The sequence below is a fragment of the Acinetobacter sp. 197 genome, from assembly GCF_048148385.1.
GTDB classification, from domain to species: domain Bacteria; phylum Pseudomonadota; class Gammaproteobacteria; order Pseudomonadales; family Moraxellaceae; genus Acinetobacter; species Acinetobacter pecorum.
Genome location: NZ_JAYWZK010000014.1, coordinates 63,698 through 84,782, shown reverse-complemented (window position 1 = coordinate 84,782; position 21,085 = coordinate 63,698). Strand labels below are relative to the sequence as shown.

Annotated in this window: 22 protein-coding genes; 11 read left to right on the top strand and 11 right to left on the bottom strand. The window is 44.1% G+C overall.

Features of this window, described 5'->3' with window-relative positions:
* Nucleotides 1–182 precede the first annotated feature (182 nt).
* From glyQ to VXQ11_RS13570, 7 genes are all read left to right on the top strand, one after another.
* Nucleotides 183–1,166, top strand: a complete 984-nt coding sequence (gene glyQ / locus VXQ11_RS13600; protein WP_064094911.1) for a glycine--tRNA ligase subunit alpha — start codon at nucleotides 183–185, stop codon at nucleotides 1,164–1,166.
* Nucleotides 1,166–3,235 carry a glycine--tRNA ligase subunit beta gene (glyS, locus tag VXQ11_RS13595; protein ID WP_416706269.1) on the top strand — a complete coding sequence of 690 codons (2,070 nt, stop codon included), beginning with the start codon at nucleotides 1,166–1,168 and terminating at the stop codon, nucleotides 3,233–3,235. Before glyQ ends, glyS begins: the two co-directional genes overlap by 1 nt.
* Before the next feature lie 69 nt (nucleotides 3,236–3,304).
* On the top strand, nucleotides 3,305–4,273 hold the full coding sequence (locus tag VXQ11_RS13590) for a hypothetical protein (protein ID WP_416706268.1): 969 nt from the start codon (nucleotides 3,305–3,307) through the stop codon (nucleotides 4,271–4,273).
* A gap of 234 nt (nucleotides 4,274–4,507) precedes the next feature.
* On the top strand, nucleotides 4,508–5,050 hold the full coding sequence (locus VXQ11_RS13585; RefSeq protein ID WP_144724194.1) for a DUF3060 domain-containing protein: 543 nt from the start codon (nucleotides 4,508–4,510) through the stop codon (nucleotides 5,048–5,050).
* Nucleotides 5,051–5,498: 448 nt separating this feature from the next.
* Complete coding sequence (locus VXQ11_RS13580) at nucleotides 5,499–5,888, top strand: hypothetical protein (RefSeq protein WP_064094915.1); 390 nt, start codon at nucleotides 5,499–5,501, stop codon at nucleotides 5,886–5,888.
* A 239-nt stretch (nucleotides 5,889–6,127) separates the two neighbouring features.
* Nucleotides 6,128–6,598 carry a hypothetical protein gene (locus VXQ11_RS13575; RefSeq protein ID WP_416706267.1) on the top strand — a complete coding sequence of 157 codons (471 nt, stop codon included), beginning with the start codon at nucleotides 6,128–6,130 and terminating at the stop codon, nucleotides 6,596–6,598.
* Nucleotides 6,599–6,697: 99 nt separating this feature from the next.
* On the top strand, nucleotides 6,698–7,216 hold the full coding sequence (locus VXQ11_RS13570) for a hypothetical protein (RefSeq protein ID WP_144724196.1): 519 nt from the start codon (nucleotides 6,698–6,700) through the stop codon (nucleotides 7,214–7,216).
* Between the two features lie 24 nt (nucleotides 7,217–7,240).
* On the opposite strand, the gene VXQ11_RS13565 is transcribed toward VXQ11_RS13570, so the two are convergent.
* The 3 genes from VXQ11_RS13565 to VXQ11_RS13555 all read right to left on the bottom strand — a co-directional run bounded on the left by VXQ11_RS13565 (nucleotide 7,241) and on the right by VXQ11_RS13555 (nucleotide 9,878).
* On the bottom strand, nucleotides 7,241–8,194 hold the full coding sequence (locus VXQ11_RS13565; RefSeq protein ID WP_416681118.1) for a 2-hydroxyacid dehydrogenase: 954 nt from the start codon (nucleotides 8,192–8,194) through the stop codon (nucleotides 7,241–7,243).
* An 89-nt stretch (nucleotides 8,195–8,283) separates the two neighbouring features.
* On the bottom strand, nucleotides 8,284–8,481 hold the full coding sequence (locus tag VXQ11_RS13560) for a hypothetical protein (protein WP_081406315.1): 198 nt from the start codon (nucleotides 8,479–8,481) through the stop codon (nucleotides 8,284–8,286).
* A gap of 125 nt (nucleotides 8,482–8,606) precedes the next feature.
* Complete coding sequence (locus VXQ11_RS13555; RefSeq protein ID WP_416681119.1) at nucleotides 8,607–9,878, bottom strand: hypothetical protein; 1,272 nt, start codon at nucleotides 9,876–9,878, stop codon at nucleotides 8,607–8,609.
* Nucleotides 9,879–9,991: 113 nt separating this feature from the next.
* On the opposite strand from VXQ11_RS13555, the gene VXQ11_RS13550 reads away from it, so the two are divergent.
* Nucleotides 9,992–10,768, top strand: coding sequence for a class I SAM-dependent methyltransferase (locus VXQ11_RS13550; protein WP_416706266.1), 777 nt, complete (start codon nucleotides 9,992–9,994; stop codon nucleotides 10,766–10,768).
* Nucleotides 10,769–10,783: 15 nt separating this feature from the next.
* Nucleotides 10,784–11,371: a hypothetical protein gene (locus tag VXQ11_RS13545; protein WP_416681121.1), complete on the top strand. Its 588-nt coding sequence runs from the start codon at nucleotides 10,784–10,786 to the stop codon at nucleotides 11,369–11,371.
* 149 nt (nucleotides 11,372–11,520) lie between these two features.
* On the opposite strand, the gene VXQ11_RS13540 is transcribed toward VXQ11_RS13545, so the two are convergent.
* The gene (locus VXQ11_RS13540) at nucleotides 11,521–12,720 is read right to left on the bottom strand and encodes a TIGR03862 family flavoprotein (RefSeq protein WP_416706265.1); all 1,200 of its coding nucleotides are present in this window, start codon (nucleotides 12,718–12,720) and stop codon (nucleotides 11,521–11,523) included.
* Between the two features lie 4 nt (nucleotides 12,721–12,724).
* Nucleotides 12,725–13,369, bottom strand: coding sequence for an SAM-dependent methyltransferase (locus VXQ11_RS13535; protein WP_416706276.1), 645 nt, complete (start codon nucleotides 13,367–13,369; stop codon nucleotides 12,725–12,727).
* A gap of 85 nt (nucleotides 13,370–13,454) precedes the next feature.
* Here VXQ11_RS13535 and VXQ11_RS13530 point away from each other — a divergent pair, with 85 nt between their 5' ends.
* Entirely contained in the window at nucleotides 13,455–13,628 is a 174-nt protein-coding gene (locus tag VXQ11_RS13530) for a DNA gyrase inhibitor YacG (protein ID WP_416681124.1), read from the top strand.
* 633 nt (nucleotides 13,629–14,261) lie between these two features.
* On the opposite strand, the gene VXQ11_RS13525 is transcribed toward VXQ11_RS13530, so the two are convergent.
* The 5 genes from VXQ11_RS13525 to VXQ11_RS13505 all read right to left on the bottom strand — a co-directional run bounded on the left by VXQ11_RS13525 (nucleotide 14,262) and on the right by VXQ11_RS13505 (nucleotide 18,685).
* Entirely contained in the window at nucleotides 14,262–14,906 is a 645-nt protein-coding gene (locus tag VXQ11_RS13525; RefSeq protein WP_416706264.1) for an MBL fold metallo-hydrolase, read from the bottom strand.
* A gap of 22 nt (nucleotides 14,907–14,928) precedes the next feature.
* Entirely contained in the window at nucleotides 14,929–15,942 is a 1,014-nt protein-coding gene (gene hemH, locus VXQ11_RS13520) for a ferrochelatase (RefSeq protein WP_416706263.1), read from the bottom strand.
* A 65-nt stretch (nucleotides 15,943–16,007) separates the two neighbouring features.
* Entirely contained in the window at nucleotides 16,008–17,036 is a 1,029-nt protein-coding gene (locus VXQ11_RS13515) for a DUF4062 domain-containing protein (RefSeq protein WP_064094925.1), read from the bottom strand.
* Nucleotides 17,037–17,151: 115 nt separating this feature from the next.
* Nucleotides 17,152–18,024 (bottom strand): glutamate racemase, encoded by an 873-nt coding sequence (murI, locus tag VXQ11_RS13510; RefSeq protein ID WP_064094926.1) that lies wholly within the window; start codon nucleotides 18,022–18,024, stop codon nucleotides 17,152–17,154.
* Between the two features lie 49 nt (nucleotides 18,025–18,073).
* The gene (locus tag VXQ11_RS13505) at nucleotides 18,074–18,685 is read right to left on the bottom strand and encodes a DUF1285 domain-containing protein (protein WP_416706262.1); all 612 of its coding nucleotides are present in this window, start codon (nucleotides 18,683–18,685) and stop codon (nucleotides 18,074–18,076) included.
* Between the two features lie 186 nt (nucleotides 18,686–18,871).
* On the opposite strand from VXQ11_RS13505, the gene VXQ11_RS13500 reads away from it, so the two are divergent.
* Nucleotides 18,872–20,584: a 4Fe-4S dicluster domain-containing protein gene (locus VXQ11_RS13500; protein ID WP_416706261.1), complete on the top strand. Its 1,713-nt coding sequence runs from the start codon at nucleotides 18,872–18,874 to the stop codon at nucleotides 20,582–20,584.
* Nucleotides 20,585–20,683: 99 nt separating this feature from the next.
* On the opposite strand, the gene tusA is transcribed toward VXQ11_RS13500, so the two are convergent.
* Nucleotides 20,684–20,944: a sulfurtransferase TusA gene (gene tusA / locus VXQ11_RS13495; RefSeq protein WP_416706260.1), complete on the bottom strand. Its 261-nt coding sequence runs from the start codon at nucleotides 20,942–20,944 to the stop codon at nucleotides 20,684–20,686.
* Between the last annotated feature and the right edge of the window lie 141 nt (nucleotides 20,945–21,085).

Genomic DNA, 21,085 nt, shown 5'->3' with positions numbered 1-21,085 from the left:
TGGTTTTCAGTTCGGCCGGCATTTATTGGCAACGTTAAAATCGTAGTACGCCTTTCAGCAAGCCCTATCATTCCCGCCTCTTTTATTTTTTCAAAAAAGGATAGACACATTAACCCTTTGCCACTCCCCTGCAAAGTCCTTATAATTGAGCACAATTTTTCTCTAATTTTAAGTGGATGACCATGAGTCGCGCCATATCGCATATTGATACCTTCCAAGGCTTAATTCTTGCCTTACAAAACTACTGGGCGGAGCAAGGCTGCGTCGTTTTACAACCTTACGATATGGAAATGGGTGCAGGGACATTCCACACTGCAACTTTCTTACGTGCCTTAGGTCCTGAAACCTGGAATGCGGCTTATGTTCAGCCGTCACGCCGTCCGAAAGATGGTCGTTATGGTGAAAACCCGAACCGTCTGCAACATTATTACCAGTTCCAGGTGGTGCTTAAACCAAACCCGGACAACATCCAGCAGCTTTATCTTGATTCATTAAAAGCGATTGGTATTGACCCGCTGGTACATGATATCCGTTTCGTGGAAGATAACTGGGAATCTCCGACACTGGGTGCTTGGGGCTTAGGCTGGGAAGTATGGCTGAACGGTATGGAAGTAACTCAGTTCACATATTTCCAGCAAGTCGGTGGTGTTGAGTGCTACCCGGTTACAGGCGAAATCACCTACGGTCTTGAACGTCTTGCCATGTACCTGCAAGGTGTAGACTCGGTTTATGATCTGGTTTGGACCAAAGGCCAGTTCGGTACCGTAACGTATGGCGATGTGTTCCATCAAAATGAAGTAGAACAATCGACTTATAACTTCGAATATGCACCTGTCGACAAGATGTTCGAACTGTTCGACTTCTATGAAGCTGAAGCAACGCGTTTAATCGAAGCTGAACTGCCATTACCAGCTTATGAGCAAGTGATTAAAGCGTCACATTGCTTCAACCTGCTGGATGCACGTGGCGCAATTTCTGTGACTGAACGTCAGCGTTACATTTTACGTGTACGTACATTGGCCCGTTCAATCGCGACCAGCTACGTGGCTGCACGTGCGAAACTCGGTTTCCCGATGGCAGAACCTGCATTACGTGATGAAGTGTTGGCACAATTGAAAGCGCAAGTTGAAGCGGAAGCAAAAGTTGAATCTAAGGAGAGCAAATAATGTCTAAACATACCGTTTTGTTCGAATTGGGTTGTGAAGAACTTCCACCAAAAAGCCTGAAAAAATTACGTGATGCACTTAAAGCTGAAAGTGAAAAAGGCTTAAAAGATGCAGGTCTGGCTTTTGATTCAATCGAAGCCTATGCAGCACCACGTCGTTTAGCACTTAAAATCGTCAATGTGGATGGTGCACAGGCAGATACACAAAAACGTTTTGACGGCCCTGCCAAACAGGCAGCGTTTGATGCTGAAGGCAAACCAACCAAAGCTTTGGAAGGCTTTATGCGTGGGCAAGGCATTACTGTAGATCAGGTTTCTACTTTCCAGGCCGGTAAAGTTGAAAAAGTCTGCTACTTAAAAAACGTAAAAGGTCAAAGCCTTGACGTTTTACTGCCACAAATTTTACAAGCAGCTTTAGACAACCTGCCAATTGCAAAACGTATGCGTTCTGCAGCAAGCCGTACTGAATTCGTACGTCCTGTGAAATGGGTGGTGTTGTTAAAAGATAACGATGTGATTGACGCAACCATTCAGGATCATAAAGCAGGTAACGTGACCTATGGTCACCGTTTCCATGCACCTGAAGCGATCACTTTAACGCATGCTGACGAATACTTAAGCAAGCTTAAAGCAGCGCACGTTGTAGCTTCATTTGAAGAGCGTCAAGCGATCATCGACCAGCAAGTGAAAGCTTTGGCTGATGAAGTCAATGCCACTGCGATTGTACCTGCGGATCTGCGTGACGAAGTAACGGCACTGGTTGAATGGCCTGTTGCACTTCGTGCAAGCTTCGAAGAACGCTTCCTTGCAGTTCCTCAAGAAGCATTGATCACCACCATGCAGGACAACCAAAAGTACTTCTGTTTGGTAAATGCTGAAAACAAATTACAGCCTTACTTCATTACCGTTTCAAACATTGAGTCTAAAGATCCGACTCAAATCATTGAAGGTAACGAGAAAGTGGTTCGTCCACGTTTGTCTGATGCTGAATTCTTCTTCTTGCAAGATCAAAAGCAACCGCTTGCATCGCGTAAAGAGAAACTGGCGAACATGGTGTTCCAGGCAGAACTCGGTACGCTTTGGGACAAATCGACACGTATTGCGAAATTGGCTGTTGCACTTGCGCCAATTACAGGTGCAAACCCTGCTGATGCAGAGAAAGCTGCCCTTCTTGCAAAATGCGATTTAACTTCTGAGCTTGTGGGTGAATTCCCAGAACTTCAAGGGATCGCGGGCACTTACTATGCGCGTCTTGAAGGCGAAAATGATGAAGTGGCTGAATCTCTAGGTGAGCAATACCTGCCTAAATTCGCGGGTGACGTTTTACCGAAAACCAAAACAGGTACAACCATTGCCCTTGCCGACCGCTTAGACACATTGACGGGTATTTTCGGGATTGGTCAAGCGCCGACAGGTTCTAAAGACCCGTTTGCACTACGTCGTTCTGCAATTGGTATTTTACGTCTTGTGACTGAAAACGAGCTTGATGTTTCAATTGAAGATCTGATCAAGCTGGCTTTGGCTGCTTATGGCGATGTATTGAAAGATCACGACAAGACTTTGGCAGATGCTGTTGCATTCCTTGAAGGTCGTTACCGTGCGAAATACGAAGACCAAGGCGTTGCGGTTGATGTGATTCAAGCGGTTCAAGCCTTGTCTCCAAAATCACCGCTTGATTTTGACAAGCGTGTAAATGCAGTCAATCACTTCCGTGCATTACCTGAAGCGGCTGCGCTTGCTGCTGCCAACAAGCGTGTTGCGAATATCTTAGCGAAAGAAGCTGAGCCTGAAGGAAGCGTCGTTGAAGCAAATCTGGTTGAAGATGCTGAAAAAGCATTATTCGCTGAACTTGCGAAAATCACGCCTGTGGTCGAGCCTTTATTTGCTGCGAAAGACTACACTGCTGCGTTGTCTGCACTTGCTGCTCTTCGTGCGCCAGTGGATGCGTTCTTTGACGGTGTCATGGTCATGGCTGATGATGCTGAGCTGAAAGCAAACCGTTTACGTATGCTTGCTCAGCTTCGTGACTTGTTTACGAAAGTGGCTGATATTTCGGTGTTACAGCACTAATCCATAACCTCTTGTAAGTTAAAGAAAACCCCGCTATAAATTAGTGGGGTTTTTTATAAAAAATGAATAATGATAAATTTAGAAGCTAATCTTATAAATCTGTTTATGACTGGTGACGAGTTTTCAGTTAATGATTCAGATCATGAATATAAAGATACGACGATCATAAGCTGTAACGGTTATACTTTTAAATTCAAACAACATGATATTAATCTGAAACCTATTAATTTTTGCAATCAAACATTAATCACTACCACTGTCAGTATTAACAATGTTCCCAAAGAAAAAGTCGAAGAAGTTTTAGAGACCATAGATAATATATGTTGGTTATTATCTTTCGCCCAACAATGCCCAATCCAACGCTGTAATTACAAAATAAAAAACCTAAAAATAGAATCCATAAATTGCTCAGCTAGCCTAATTAATCCCCCGAAATACATTATTGAAAATAGAGGGAAATACATAAAACTTTTTATTGAACAAGTCTATGAAAAATTTATAAAAATTAAAGATACTCGTCTTTTAACCACTGTTTTTGGATATTTATGTGAAGCCAATAAGCATCATTTAGCATTAGAACCAAAACTGATTTTGCATTACGTATTAATTGAAAATCTAAAATATACTTTTGCCAAAGAACAAGGATATAAACAGAAAAGTAGTTTTTTTTATCATCCAAAATATCCAAATCTTAATCATCTATGCCCTGACAAAACTGAATATTGTTTTGATGAAAAAATTGGCTTGTGGGTACACAAAAAGTATGGGAAATGTGGTTCTGCTGAAATGATAAAAAGGATGTTTGAATCAACTAGCATTCAAAGAACTAAAATAAATCCTATTTTAAAAAATCGAAATAAAATCATCCACGAAGGTATTTTATTAGCATTCTCAGACCCGACTTATACACAAACAGCGATCGAAGACTTACATAATGTAAGTGATTTACTACGACAGTATATTTTTACTCTTTTAGGCTATAAAGGCTCATATTTTAGGAGTAGAGATTCAGGCTTCTGTTCAGTATGTATCATCTAATATCTAACTAACCAATCTATCGTCAATTCCCTATACTCAACTCAACAACACTCAACAACACTCAACAACACTCAACAAGAAAGAATCATATGAAATTTAAATCATTCATAAACTAATGAAAAATAGATAATATTTGCAATTCACTCTTGGATCATGCTAGAAATTGGAGAAATAATAAAAAATTAAATCCTTGAGAAAACATTGAAAAAGAACATCTTAATAACAGGCTGTATAGTGCTGTGTGTATGGGGTTTACAAGCCTGTGATATCACGATATCTAGTGATGACTCTTCTACGACGCCAGCCAACGAAAATACCGTGGCGACATTTGACTGTAATAAGCAAAGCAAAATGAAATTTCGTGAGGAAAATAGCAATATTACCTTGGACGGACAATGTGAAAGCGTACAAATTGTGGGTAAAAACAATACCTTTATTATTGCCAATACCCAATCCTTACAAGTTTCAGGCACTAAAAATACAGTATATGTGAAACAGGCCAAAACCGTACAGTTGGCGGGAACAGGCAATAAACTGCATACAGATCACACCAACTCTATGGCAGTTGCAGGCATGAGAAATAGTGTGAAAGCCAATACCGTTAATAAAATCCAGGTTGCAGGAATGTTAAGCAAAATTGATATCAATACACTTGGTTCAATTAACCTTGCCGGGCTGGGGTTAAGAGCTGAATATCAACAAAGCGTAGACTCCACACAACCAATCCAATTTCACAATTCAGGTGTTTTCAATAAAGCGGAACAGATCATTCAGTAATAACTGGGTCTATGGGTCTAAAAGCTATATAAAAGTATATGATAAGGCCCGAAAGACTAATCTTCCGTGCCTGAAAGAGAATACGAGATAAACCAGTTTCATTTGAATAATATTATCATTAAAAAAACCCTCCCAAATATTCATCACAAAATATTTATATAAATATTAATATCTTATGCAAATACTTACCCTATATTTTAATAGTTCATCAATTTAGTATTTATATAGAATAATGTTTATGCACTACACCCACCTCTTCAGACTTGAAAGAGTAATTACCTGACTCTTCAAGTATTTCCCATTTAAGCAAGCTAGAAATATTTATTATAAGTAATAAAAAATTTATATATTTATCGTTGGTCTCTATCATTCTTCAAAGGACGGCTATAGGCATTTCACCTTATATTTCATATACTCAACCTAACACCACTCAACAAGAAAGAATCATATGAAATTTAAAACACTCATTCTGACTGGTCTTGCGAGTATCGCAGTTACAGCTTGTACATCTGCGCCAAAAATCCCACAGCTTCAGGTCGGTGTCTTACAGGAAGTCCAAAATATTGAAGTGGTTCCAGACACGACCAACAACAAGGCAAAACTGACCAAATTCCTCGATAAATGCGTGATTGAATTCACCGGCGATATTGGCAATAACCGTGTTATTGAACAATGGTCATTTAAAGGCATGACTCTAATCGATGCCGGCTCAGCGACTTTCCAGCGCGATGGCACCAGCACCGCACAAAAATTTAACCTGCACGATGCAGGCGTACAAAAGAACTTTGTCAGCTTACGCGAGCATTTTGCCAAAGATGCCCTGACACAATGTGACTAAAAAGACCGCCCTATTTTTAATATAACTTTCATATAAAAATAGGGCGATTTATTCTGTTAAAAACGACCCCAGCCTTCTCCAGATCCTTTCCGAATTTTCTTTAAAATTACAATATTCTGGCACAGCCCCAACTGAAAGCCCTGCACTCTCCACAGGATATTCATTGTTTTTGACCCATTATCCGTTACACTGAAAAACAAACTCAGACCGCACTTAGACGAATTCGAGGTCGATCCATAATGAATATCAAAACCCCAATTATTTTAACGACAGCTTTAATGCTTTCTGTTCCAGCATTCGCACAAACTACGACTCAGTCTGCTAAACCGGTTAAACCCTATGGTGAAAATCCGAACCTGCTGCATGTCTTTGCCTATAAAGCACAGGAAGGCGTGATTAATACTGCCGAGAAAGTCGGTGAAGCAACGGAAAAAGGCATTGCCAAAATCAAGCCGGGGGTAGACCGGGCCTGGAGCAATACCAAATCTGCAACCTCGGATACACTGCAAAAAGTAGATCAGGGTGCAACTCAGGCAGCCCAGCAAACCGGCCAGAAAATTCAGCAGACCAAAGAAGTCTGGCGTGGCAATTCACAGCAGGCACCTATTGTGCAGCAGCCTCTGAGTCAGTCGAGTGCGACACAAACTCCAGACACGACGCAATCTCAACCCCAGTCCAGCTCAGCTACCAGTTATGCGATAACTGATTGATAAAAAAAGCCCGTAATGGGCTTTTTCTTTTATGTCATTGAATATATTTGAAGCTTTCCTTAGACTTAACTTAAATAAAATAATTAGAAAATAATAAAAATGAAAAAAGTTCTCTTTAGTTTTATTGTCGGTATTATTTGTGGTGTCACAATTTTATACATCACCTTATTGGTTTCTGGCGAAACTGTCACGACTCTTGCTGCAATTGATGATGAATTATCCCCGATCCCAAGCCTTTCTACTGCAAATCGATATACGCATAAAGCTGAAGGCCAAAAAATTCAGCATATTGAATATCTCGAGGAAGATGAATTTAAATCTGCTGAAGGCAATAAAGCGGATCTCTATCAGTTAACGGGCATGTGCAAGTTAACGATTGGTATCTATGGAGAAACTATTTATAGCTATCGAACGGCTTATTTTCAAAAAAATCGCCTGATTCACATGTTGGAAACTGACTATCGAACTTCTTATGGTCAATTTCCTGATCAGGAAGTACCTGAGTCCAAACGTATTTATCAGGAAGTAGTGTTCAATCCCAACTCCCAACTCGTACAAGACGAATTTTCTACACTGTTGTCCAAGTACATTACGCTAGAAAACCAAAAAAAATGCTGATCTAACATGATCAGCATTTTGAAATCAATTGACCTGTCGGATCGGCTGACCTTGTTTAAATGCTGCTACATTTTCCACCATCTGATCCACAATCCGTTGTCTTGCATCGACACTGCCCCAGGCATTATGTGGCGTCACAATCAGGTTGGGAATTGTTGAATCAAGTAGCACATTGCCCTGTTTTGGTGGTTCTACCGTTAGAACATCTGTCGCTGCACCGGCAATCTTGCCTGCACGTAGAGCCTCAGCCAAAGCAGCTTCATCGACGATACCCCCACGCGCACAGTTAATTAAAAATGCACTGCTTTTCATTGCATCCAGTTCAGCATAACTGATTAAATGGCGGGTATCTTCGGTGAGTGGACAATGCAAAGTTAAAAAATCGACTTGAGCAAGCAGCTCGGCAAATGGTACACGCGATGCATCCGCCGGACGATTTGGCAGCGCGGCAATGAGCACTTTCATGCCAAAGGCTTCGGCCAGTTTCGCCACCGCATGGCCCAGTTCGCCATAACCGACAATGCCCAATGTTTTTCCGGCTAGCTCGACAATGGGCGCATCCAGCAAGCAGAACTGGCTGGCTTTTTGCCACTCGCCTTGTTGTAACGCACGTTGGTAAGACAGGAATGAAGTTGCCAGATTCAGCATCAGCATGATGGTATGCTGCGCGACTGCCGAAGTGCCATAGGCCTGACAGTTACATACCACGATCCCGCGTGCTTTGGTCGCCGTAAGGTCGACATTGTTGGTACCGGTTGCAGAGATTAAAATGAGTTTAAGCTCAGGGCATTGTTGAATGGTAGCTGCATCGATCACGACTTTATTGGTTATGATGACCTCCACATCGGCTACACGAGACTGCACCTCTTTGGCCGAGGTGGCAGGATACAAGACAAGCTGGTCAAATGCTGCATGCAGTTCCTGAAAGTCCAAATCCTGCTGGTCTAAAGAAGCATAATCTAAATAAACGGCTTTCACGGCTGTTTCCTCAATCCTGTTTGACAATCTATTCTTGTGATTTAAAACAAGTCATTGAGTCTTTTCAACCTGTTTCCAGCCTGGAACAATTAATCCAGCGGTTTATCCATATGGTTACGTAATGACTTGCGGATTCGATACACCACATACACGGATAGAATAATCATAAAAATGACGGATGCACTGACCATAATCACCGCAGGATGCACACTTTCTGCATATGCCAGATTGGGCAGAACCAAACCGAAGATAAAACATACTTGCATCATCCAAGTTGCTCGCATCATAGAGATCCCCTTCTTCGTTTTAACCATCGGGAACGGTATTATTGATTTATTATTTATACCGCTTATCTCTATATTATGCCAAGCCCATCACATGTCAAGTAATTGTTTTTTATATAAATTTTTAGTTAATTTATCTCACTGTGTGTCACAAAATGCGTATTTTTGTCACTATCGTCTATAAAAACAGCAGCACCATATTCATTGGTACTCAGATTCAGCTGCTTATAGCTAAACATATAAAAATCGCTATAGCGCTTCATTAAAATCGGGTGCATGCCCAGACTGAGCTCATCCTGTTCCTTGATCAGTTTCATGATATGCCGGTCGTTCATCACCACAAGATAACGTTCATCATTCAGGTTAATACTCAGTAAACCGTTACCTTTGGCATAAATCGGAAGCAGGAATTTATGGTTTAGTGCAATTGCACCTTCTGCATAACTTTCAATTTTATGACTGATGACATTAAATACCAGACCATGTCCATACTGGTCCAACAGCAACTGACGATTTTCCTGCGGCAAATTCACATGAATGCCGAGCTTGAGCAGGTCATGCTGATCGACCTGCTTATTGCGTAACAATTCCCGCAAAATCACCTGTTTCTGTGTGGCATCAAAAAACTGGTTATCCAGTTGCAGATCATTATTTTTCAGGATCTGCCCCAAGGCCATGCGGTGTCGTGGCAAGACATTTTCGATTACCTTGCGGTAGTAGAACTTGCTGTTTTTCTTGACCCGGCGCATTTTCTGGTAGAAATAAGTGGGCTCATATTCATGTAGCAAAAAGTCATACAGCAGTTCGGAACTGGCCAGAACCGCGATGGCATCATGCCCGGTAAAAGGCAAATGCAACACATGATGATGCGGGATCAACGCTGCTAATTTCAGATAATGCGCCCGATCTTCGGCACAGTAAGGATCATAGACAATAATATATTCACAGGCCGGATCAATGTCTTCAGCATCAATCCGCATTCCGGCATTCAGCTCTGGTTGATAGAACATGTTGTAGCGGGCATCGTGTACATCTTCCGGATCAATCGAATATTGTGGCACCATCGCCACCATCCGTTGCACGCCCAAGGCACGGGAATATTTGATCGCGGCATAGCCACCCATCGAGCCGCCATATGCAATACGCTGCTGAAACGGCGCGATCAGTTCAGCAATTGCCTGTAGCATGTTCCACATGGAACCTTGTGGAAACCAGGATTTATGCTTGGGCATAATGCCAATGACATTAAATTCAAATTTTGACAGTGACTTTTCTGCATTGATGTTGAGGCCCTTGGCACGGGTAATCAAATCGCCAAATGAAAAAATCAGTTCTGAAGAAGATCCCGGCATAAAAATCGCGCGTATATGTTCATCTTCAAAAACAATCTGCTTGTCCATAACTTTCCCGTACTGGTAAAACGAACCCTTCCACAACAATTCAGTCAATGAACGCTGTCAAAAAAGTGAATATGCTATTTTATAGGGATCGAAAAGATTAAAAAGCGCAAAATATGACACAATCATTACATCCGGCAGCAAAACGGGGTTTTAGTGCGTCGGCTGAGCTATATCAGCAAGTGCGTCCCGATTATCCGGCAGAAATCAGCCAGTGGCTCAGTGAAACGCTGGCTTTGCCTGCAGATGCACATCTTCTGGATTTGGGCTGTGGCACCGGCAAGTTTATCCCCTATTTACGCTCGCTGAGTACCCATATTAACGCGATTGATCCTGTCCCGGAAATGCTGGCTCAATTAAAACTGGCCCATCCGGACATTCATGCGATTGAAGGTGCTAGCCAGCAGCTTCCCCTGCCCGATCATAGCCTGAATGCGGTATTTTGTGCACAGTCATTTCACTGGTTTGCCGACACTGCGACCTTGCAAGAACTCGCCCGGGTACTCAAACCACAGGGTTATCTGGTGTTAATCTGGAATCAGCGCGATACTCGGGTCGACTGGGTTCAGGCCTTGGCCGATTGTATTGCCCCCTTGGAAGGCGATACGCCACGCTATCATAGCGGCGCCTGGCGCCAGGTCTTTACACAGCAAACGCTATTTCAGCCCTATGCAGAAACCACAATGGCTCAGCAACAGCATGGCTGTGTGGAACAGGTAGTATCCAAACGGCTGCTTTCGACCAGCTTTATTGCAGCCCTGCCCGTACAGCAGCAGGCCCATTTAAAACAACAATTTGAACAGATCATTCAGCAATATACCGCCAAACGCACAGAAGAAATGATAGATTTTCCGTATATCACCCATATCTATGTGTTCAAGAAAAGTACTTAAAAACAGGAGGCGATCATGCAAAAAATACCAGGAATAACACGAACGCTACTGTTCGCCGCAGCCATGCTTCTGATGGCATGTGACCAGAAAACGACCGAAACTCCAGCTGAAACTCCAACAGATAACATGGCTTCAGATCAGGTCATGCAGGAACTGAAAACCGAACCGCTCAAAGAATTTCCCAAAACTGCCGATGATCCGCACGATATTGCCGCATTGATGGATTATGAACAGCGTTTTCAGGAAATGAGCAGTGATCTGGAAAAAGAGTTAAACAGCATGCGCGACGATGAAAATATGACAGCAGAATTTGTCCAGCAACGGCAGCGGGATCATGTCCAGTCTGCCCTGAACATGCTAAAAGCCTTAGAGCTGAAAACCGAACAGGGCCGTTATATTCAAGGGTTGATGTATCAGTACTGGGAACATCAGGAACAGTTGCTCAATAGTCCGCCGACTCAGGCAGCGACTGTAAATGAAGCCAGTGAGAACGTCAAAGGACTGGGGAAATACCTGCATGCCCAAGAGCAGCTGGAACACTGGCGTTTGCAATACCCCGACCTTGCCAAGAAAGAACCAGCTTCCCGGCAAGTGAAGGAATAGTCCAGGATGCTAGAATGGCACACGGCTTAGATAAAATACAAAAACAATCTAAGCTATTCGCAGCTTTAAAACAGCATGGATCAACAAGGTCAGATCTATTGATGCTGTATTTCAGTATAAATGCCTGTCCGTCCTGACCATAAAATGAGTTAATGTGCTGTGAGAAACTGATGTACACCTTCACCTGCCGCGCGACCTGTGGCAAAACAGGCGGTCAACAGATAGCCGCCTGTCGGTGCATCCCAGTCCAGCATTTCCCCACAAAGAAAAACATACGGGTTGGATTTAAGTTGCAGCTGTTCTGACAACACTTCACGCCTTACACCACCGGCACAGCTGATCGCCTCTTCAATCGGACGAAAGCCGGTGAGTGGAATGGTCAAATGCTTCATCTGCTTGGCCAATACAGCAGTATCTTGCCATAATGGCTTGGCTACCAATTCCCGTACTAAAGCCGCCTTGGCACCATCCAGTCCGGCTTTACGCCAGACATTACTTAAAGACTGCTTCTTGCTTGGCTGTAGTTTTTTCGTCAATTGTTCAACACTTTGGTCAGGAAAAAGATCCAGACTAAGCTGCATGTTTCGGCCCTGTTTCAGCTGCTCACGTAAACTCCGACCCTGCTTATAGATCAGGCCACTTTCCAGACCGTAATGGCTAATTACGATATCGCCAACGGTCTTTTCACCTTGCCCGACCCATGCTGCAACACGTTTCAGCGGCTGACCAAAGACTGGCTGCATAAACCGGGACCAGGGATATTCCACTCCGGCATTACTGGCCTGGAAAGGCTCAATTTCATCCGGCTTTAACCAGGTTTGCCATGCACCATCACTACCCAACGCTGACCAGGACACTGCACCACAAGCCAGAATAATGGCATCAAAATCTTCAGTGCGGCGTTCATTATTTTTCAGATCATGCAGCTCAAGCTGTTGCTGCTGCAACTGGCTGACTTTATGCCGGTAATGAAACTGAACGCCATCACGGGCCAAACGCTTGAGCCAGACACGCAGCAAGGGTGCGGCTTTCATTTCAGTCGGGAATACCCGGCCGGATGAACCAATATAAGGTTCAATACCGAGCTGTTTCATCCAGTCTTGAATCCAGAGCGCATCCCAGCGTTTGATCCAGGGAGACAACCACTCCACCTGATCATAACGCTGTACAAACTGTGGCACAGGCTCGGCATGGGAAATATTCAGGCCGGTCTTGCCTGCCATCAGGAATTTTCGTGCAGCAGACGGTTTTTGCTCATAGACATGCAGCTCATACCCAAACTGACTGAGCACTTCTGCTGCCATTAAGCCTGCGGGGCCTGCGCCCACAATAGCAATGCGTTTGCTCATCTGCTTATTCCGCTACGGTGGCATTCTGCCCTTGTAAAGGCTGGAAATCATCAAAGCGCGTTACATAGCTTTCAGGCTTGCTGATGATCAGTTGCTGGCATAATTCGCCACGTTCCAGATATTTAATTTCAAAATGGGTACGCGCCGAATCTGCAGCAATCACTTCTTTGACAAAAGGCAGCTTCCAGAGCTCTCGCACCTGTGTTTCTGCTTCTTCGATATAGGCAGGAATATTACTGGCCAAAGTAATCGTTCCCCCGGTTTTCAGGCGCGAAAGCAGAAACTCAAAAAATGGCATATTGACCCAACGCTGTGCCGGATTATGCGGTTCAGGATTTGGATATAAAATAAAGAATTGTTCTACCTGCTGCGGATAGAGTGCATGCACGATCCACGGTAAAGCATCGGCATGAACGGTTTGTAAATTAGTTTGACCCTCAACAGCATGCTGTTTTTGCATCGCCAGAAATTTTTCACGGGTACGTTCAATTGCAATCAGTTGAGTGTCGGGATTGTTCTTGCTGAATAACAAGGCATGTTTACCTTTACCCGCTCCCACTTCAACGCAGACCGGTTCAGGACTGATGCTTTGAAACTCACGGGGCGCATGCATACGCTGTGCTTGAAATTGACGAATCGGCATAATCAGATCAAACTAATAAAAACTGCATAAGTCTAACAAGTGCGGCTATATTTGCCTAATCGAACCTTTATTTTTCTTTGGAGTTATTGTCATGCCCACCACTTTAAACTGTCCGCGCTGTGGCAAGCTGACCACATGGGAAAATAATAAATTCCGTCCTTTTTGCTCAGAACGTTGCAAGATGATTGATCTAGGTGCTTGGGCCAATGAAGAATATAGTTTGCCTACCCAGGATGCACCACAAGCCGATAACAGCGAAGAATAAAATGCTAGATGCTCTTTATATTTAAATCATTCATCCCAAGGTTAATCAAGTCCATTGATTAACCTTAAATAAATAGAATATGAGTAGTTTCTGGCCCTTTTAAATCACACTGCATGCTGTTCGCTAGCCTTCAATCAGATTCATTTTTGGAGAAATCTCATCCTTTCCTGTTAATAGACTAGGTCTCCTAGTTTTCACCTTACCCGATAAAAGTACAAGTGTACCCATTTTACCGCAAATAAAAAATTTAATTGTTTATCAATAAAAAACAACAACTAATATTTTCAAGCTATACTCTCAAGATAATAATATCCCCTAGATTATTCTTAATAACTGCTATTTAAATAATGGCCTATCTGGGCAAACAGAGGTAATAACTATAAATATTAAAAAATTATGTAACGGAGAAAGCGATAGGGCTTTGGTGCTTAAAAATCTTATTTTTTTCTATTTATCGGCTGCAGTCTGGCCAGTTTGAGTTTTGGGATTTATCTTTTCGATCTTCTGATCATTACAATTGGTTTTTTACTGATTCTGGTAGCCATTCTGATTGTGCTGGAATTAAGACAGTTACATAGCGGGCCCTTTCAACGGGACTGATAAAGCTGGCTTATCAATCCCGGGCTCAAAGTTTTAACCCGCTTTACCTGCAACAAAAGGATTATGCTGCTTTTCAAAACCAATGGTACTGATCGGCCCATGTCCTGAAATAAATCGAGTTTCATCTGGCAGGCTGAAACATTCACGCTGAATTGAATCTAAGAGCTGCTGATGGTTGCCACGCGGGAAATCGGTGCGGCCAATTGAGCCTTTAAACAAGACATCACCTGTCCATAACAAGTCATAATTTTTGTTATAGAACATCACGTGACCCGGCGTATGTCCTGGGGCAAAACGCACTTCAAATTCTTCATTGCCAAGGGTCAGCACTTCACCACCTTCCAGCCACTGGGTCACTTCGACTTTTTCCGGAATCGGAAAACCATAACGTGCCGAAACTTCCTGAATCATGTCAAGCCAGAATGCATCTTCCTTATGCGGTCCGATTACCGGTACATCCCAAGCCTTTTTTAATGCACCCACCGCCCCGGCATGATCCAGATGGCCATGAGTGAGCCATAAGGCCTTAACCTTTAAACCCAATGCTTCCACTTCAGCTTTCAGTTTTTCAGGTTCGCCTCCTGCATCAATCAAAATGGCTTCTTTGGTGTCCGCATCCCAAATGATCGAACAGTTTTGCTGAAAGGCAGTAACTGGAACAATTTTGACTTGTAACATGGGGTGAAAAACCTCGGGCAAGTTAATGGGCAAGTGTCTGTGTCAATGCATCCAGATTAGCCTGAAGCAGACTATTGAGCAATCGCAAATGATCTTCACGGCTATTTAATGCCGGAATATAGCGATAGCTTTCGCCACCCATTGCTTTAAAGGTCTCGGCATTTTCTATTGCCAGCTCTTCAAGCGTTTCCAGACAGTCCGCAGAAAATGCAGGACTCATCACCTGAATGGATTTCACCCCCTGCTTCGCCCAATCTTCAAGTAAAACATCGGTATAGGGCTTGATCCACTCCTGTTTACCAAACCGCGACTGGAAGCTGATCGCATATTGATCTTCATTTAAACCTAGTGCTTCCGCCACCAATTTACCCGTGATGCGACAACGGTCGGCATAAGGATCGCCTTTATCGGCATAGGGCTGTGGAATGCCGTGGAAAGACATCAACAATTTCTCTGGCTGACCATGAATTGCCTGATAGTCACGTACACTTTGAGCCAGCGACTGGATAAATAAAGGATGTTGATAATAATCCCGGATCACTGTCAAACCGGGTAAATTGCGCTGTTGAACCACCCATTTCGCCACTGCATCGTATAAAGGTGCAGTCGACGTGGCTGAATATTGGGGAAACAGGGGAAATAGAATCACGTGTTCCTGTGGCTGCGCGGAGACTTGTGCCAAGACATCCTGAATGCTGGGATTGCCATAGGTCATGGCGGGTACCACATTCAGTTCAAACTGTGGATACACCTGGGTGAGATGTGTCTTGACTGCGCTGACCTGCTCAAACAGAATTTCACGCATCGGTGAATCCTGTCCCCATACTTGTGAATAGGCCTGTGAAACCCGCTTTGGACGGAAGGGCAAAATGAATAAGCGCAGGATGATTTGCCAGATCGGTTTGGGAATCTCAATCACACGCTGGTCGGATAAAAACTGCTTGAGAAAACGGCGTACCGCAGGAATCGTAGGCTCATCTGGTGTGCCCAAGTTTGCCAATATAATCGTCACTTTCGCTTTAGCAGTAGAATACATTCAGTTCGTCCGTCAGGATATCAACCCCTGTACTTTAACAGCTTTTTATTTATTCTCTCTATGGATTAATACGCTGACTTATATTGAAAAGTACGATCTAAATCCAGCAAGCTGCTGTCCAGCAACTTTTGCGCTTTTGGGGTAATCTGCCACAGCATGCGCTGGCGGTCATCACGACCAGATGGCACAATCCAGTCATTCTGGCGCATTTGAATTTTTAAACTATGCAAGGCACGAATATTCATCTGGGCACGCGCGACAGCATGCGCTCGTGGCATCTGCACCCGCGCATCCGGCAGGCCGGTTTCATTCAGATATTCATTCATGCGCTTTGAGAAAAACTCTTCAGGCGTGGGATTGACAAAGGTTGAGCCCAGCAATGCCAATAATTGTGCCCAGGTGAGTTTTTTCTGGACTTTGATTTCCTTGAAGTTACCATCCTGATAGGCATGCATCCGGTATTCAAAAGAAAAAACTTCATGCATCGCCACTTTAGGCAAGCTTAAGAATGGATCGAGCTGAGCTGTTCCGCCATCACGTTCCAGTTGCGCGACTTTCGCTTTAAGCTGGTCAATCTCATCATGCAGGGCTTGGGTATTTTGCGGACGTACCCAGCCCGTTACCGGATAGCGCTCCAGCATCTGTGGCATATTAAAACGCACTGCCATTTCCAGATCGCGCAGGCTACGGTAAGTAAATACCTGATCCACTTCCTGCTGTAGCAGTTGACGGAATTCCCTGAATTTTTCTTTTAATTCCGGTTTGGCATCATGCAATGCACTTTCACGTGAAGCCGGATCATCATGCATAAATACAATAATCGGCTTTTGCTTGGTCACTGCATAAATATATTCGAGATGCATATAGCCGACACCCGAAACTGACTGCTCCCCATACTGGCTACCCAGCAAAATCACGACATAATCACAGTCATCAATCTGGCGGCGTGCAAATGCAGTATTCAGCGGTGTACGCTGTTCCAGCCCCCACGAGAAAAATCCCATTCCCACCAGTGTTTGAGACAAAATGATACGCTCCGGTTGCATTTCTGCCCCAGAGGTTGAGATGAACACTTGGTATCGTTTATCCAGCATGGGCTATCCTCTTCTCCTGTACATTTGCGTAAACATGCATAAGTACATGTTTCCTTACGCAATATGGCCACCCCAATTAAAAAATATAGTTCTTTTTAAATTATAAAAATGAGCTTTAGACTGCACTCATATTACTGACCTGCCATTTTATATCGGCCGGAATCAGGTGCTGCAAAATCGGTCGGAGCTGTTCAGCATTCTGCCCACTCACCACCAGTTCAATCGTTACACTTTTGCCAGACTTATGCTCAAATAATAACCCATTTTTAATTAAAATTCGGGCCGTTTGTCTTGCAACTGCGAATCCTGAGTCAATTAATGTCAGCTTTTGACCAAAAATATACTGAATTGACGATTTTAGGAAGGGGTAATGTGTACATCCAAGCACTAAATAGTCAGCGCCTTGATCTATAACAGGTTGTAAAATCTCTTTTAATGTCTGCAAGCAGGCTTCACTCATCTGCTCTCCGGCCTCCACAAAAGGCACCAGCTCCAGACTGGTGACCGGCAGGACTTTGACTTGAGCAGGTTCGGCAAAACGGGTAATCACATCTTTAATCAGCTGGCCGCGGAAGGTTGCAGGTGTAGCCAGTACTGCAACCGTTTTTGACTGGGTATTCAGGACGGCCGGCTTAAGTGCGGGCACCAAACCGATAATCGGAAAGTTTTCACCATAATGCTCGCGTAAATAATCCAGACTAAAAGCGGAAGCGGTATTGCAAGCCACCACTGCAACTTTACAACCCTGACGATACAGCCATTCAATCGCCTGAGCCGTCAGGGTGCGGATCTCCTGATCCTCTCTCGGCCCATAAGGAACATGGGCAGTATCTGCATAATAGACAAAGCGCTCATTGGGTAAATACCGGGCAATTTCTAGGGCGACCGACAAGCCGCCTACGCCTGAGTCAAAAATACCAATCGGGGCATCTGCCGTGGCATTAGGCATCGGGTCCAATAGCTTGGAAATTGGTTGAATAGCGCTCATAACGTTGCAGGGGGCTTGTTGCTAAAATTCTAGCGAACAAGCTTAAACCTCAGGTGCTCAAATGCAAGTCTAAATCGCCACTTTTCAAACTTAAAACAGTTGCACCTGCCGGATTTTCTCCAAGCTCTCCCATCTCGACCAAATGTAAAAATGCCGCACGCTGAATCAGGGCATTAATCCCGAAACGCACATGCACATAAGGCCGCAACTCACCTTTGTATTCACGCATAAAAATCGGATGTTCGGCATCGACAATAATCAGGTCTTGGGTAGTCGTGCCCAGTTGCAGATAGTTCACTCCATTGATCTCAACCCGATCGACCTGATTGACAAATAAAGGTTCATCTTCAACTTCAATTTCAATCATTTCTACCGGTGTTTTTAGATAGAATTTATCGTTTTCTTTCCAGAGCACCGTTGCAAATAGGTCAATCATGGGCTGACGCTTGATCAATTGACCTTCGTGCCACCATTCTCCATTGGCTAAAACCTTGAGATCCATTGTGCCACAATGCTTTGGCTGCCATTGCTCCAAAGGGGGTATTGACCTTTTGTGACTGCCCTGTGCATCTTTTAAGTATTGTGCGATATCCATTAAATTTTTATCATCGGAAGAAGTTACTTTTTTCGTCGGATTTGTGCTGGCTACTGGCTTATCCATAAAAGAAGACCTTAATGACGGAAAAATAATATGTTTCAGCCAATTGGCTAAAACTGGGTTTAAAACTATACTAGCCCAGATTATCAAAGACACCAGTACTTTTGTGTCTAGGAACCAAGAACACTTATGGCAGCACCCAATCATATGATTATGGTTGCCACCGAATAGTAATATGAGGAGTCCTACATGGAACACATCGAACGTGAATCGATGGAGTTTGACGTCGTCATCGTAGGCGCAGGCCCTGCGGGTCTTTCTGCTGCGATCAAAATCCGTCAACTTGCAATTGAAAACAACTTAAACGATCTGTCCGTTTGTGTCGTAGAAAAAGGCTCCGAAGTCGGTGCGCATATTCTGTCTGGTGCAGTGCTTGAACCACGTGCCATGAACGAATTGTTCCCGGACTGGAAAGAACAGGGTGCCCCGCTGAATGTCCCGGTAACTGAAGATAAAACCTTCTTCCTGCTGTCAGATGAAAAATCACAGGAAGCACCGCACTGGATGGTGCCTAAAACCATGCACAATGATGGCAACTATGTCATCTCGCTTGGCAATGTGGTGCGCTGGTTAGGCCAGAAAGCTGAAGAACTGGAAGTGTCAATCTTCCCGGGCTTTGCAGCCTCTGAGATTCTTTATCATGAAGATGGCACGGTAAAAGGCATCCAGACCGGTGACATGGGTATTGGCAAGGATGGTGAACCGACGCATAACTTTACTCCGGGTTATGAACTGCATGCCAAATACACGTTATTTGCTGAAGGTTGCCGTGGTCATTTGGGTAAACGCCTGATCCAGAAATTCAACCTGGACAAGGATGCGGATCCGCAGCATTACGGTATCGGGATTAAGGAACTCTGGGAAATCGATCCTACCAAGCATAAGCCGGGCCTGGTGATGCATGGTGCCGGCTGGCCATTGAATGAAACCGGTTCTTCAGGTGGCTGGTGGTTGTACCACGCCGAGAACAACCAGGTGACCCTGGGCATGATCGTGGATCTTTCTTATGAAAACCCGCATATGTATCCGTTCATGGAAATGCAGCGCTGGAAAACCCATCCACTGATCAAGCAGTATCTGGAAGGCGGCAAGCGTATTTCTTATGGTGCCCGTGCCGTGACCAAAGGTGGTTTTAACTCACTGCCAAAATTCACCTTCCCAGGTGGCTCGTTAATTGGAGATGATGCCGGCTTCCTGAACTTCGCCAAGATCAAGGGCTCTCATACGGCAATGAAATCCGGCATGCTCTGCGGTGAAGCGGTATTTGAAGCGATTGCTGCCGGTGTAGAAAAAGGTGGTGATCTGGCGGTGGCACGTGTGGTAGAAGGCGAAGATTTCTTTGTTAAGGAACTGACTGCTTATACCGACAAGTTCAACCATAGCTGGCTGAAAGAGGAGCTGTACAGCTCGCGTAACTTTGGCCCGGCGATGCACAAGTTCGGTCAATGGATGGGTGGTGCATTCAACTTCATCGACCAGAACGTGTTTAAAGTGCCATTCACCCTGCATGACCTGCTGCCTGACTTCAAGGCATTGAAAACTGTCGATGCAGTGAACTTCAAGCCGACCTATCCAAAACCGGATGGCAAGCTGACCTTTGACCGCCTGTCTTCGGTATTTGTATCGAACACGGTCCATGAAGAAAACCAGCCTTCGCATTTGAAACTGACTGACCCGTCCATTCCGGTTGAAGTGAACCTGCCGAAATGGGATGAGCCTGCACAGCGTTACTGCCCGGCGGGTGTCTATGAAATCATGGAAAATAATGACGGTTCCAAGCGCTTCCAGATCAATGCAGCCAACTGTGTGCACTGCAAGACCTGTGACATCAAGGATCCTTCCCAGAACATCACCTGGGTAACACCGGAAGGTGGCGGTGGTCCGAACTATCCAAATATGTAAGTTATAAATCAAAATAAAATAAACCCGCCTCAGAGCGGGTTTATTTTCAAGATCAATTCAAAATTATCAGTACATGAAATGCATAAATTTTTGGCAGAATTAGCCGCCTTTTTTCACCAAATAATGAAATTCTTTATTGCCATTTTTATCCAGTCGCTCTTCCTGCAATAGCAATTCATGCCCCAGATGCATACAGAATTTTGGAATATCCCAAGACGTTGAATTATCCGTGGCAAACACCTCAACCACATCACCTGCCTTGGATTTACGGATCGCCTGATGCAACATCATTACCGGCTCAGGACAACGTAAACCTCGGGTATTCAATTGCAGGCTTGGAATAATTTCAGTGGAGGACATCGAAATACTCAGGATGAAAAGACATTATATTTTAACATAAACCTGCGATTACAGGACTGCTTTGGATGTAGGTCCAGGTTTAAAATCGGCACTGACTCACGCGATCAAGACTGCACATCATATTTACAATAGACAAGCGTA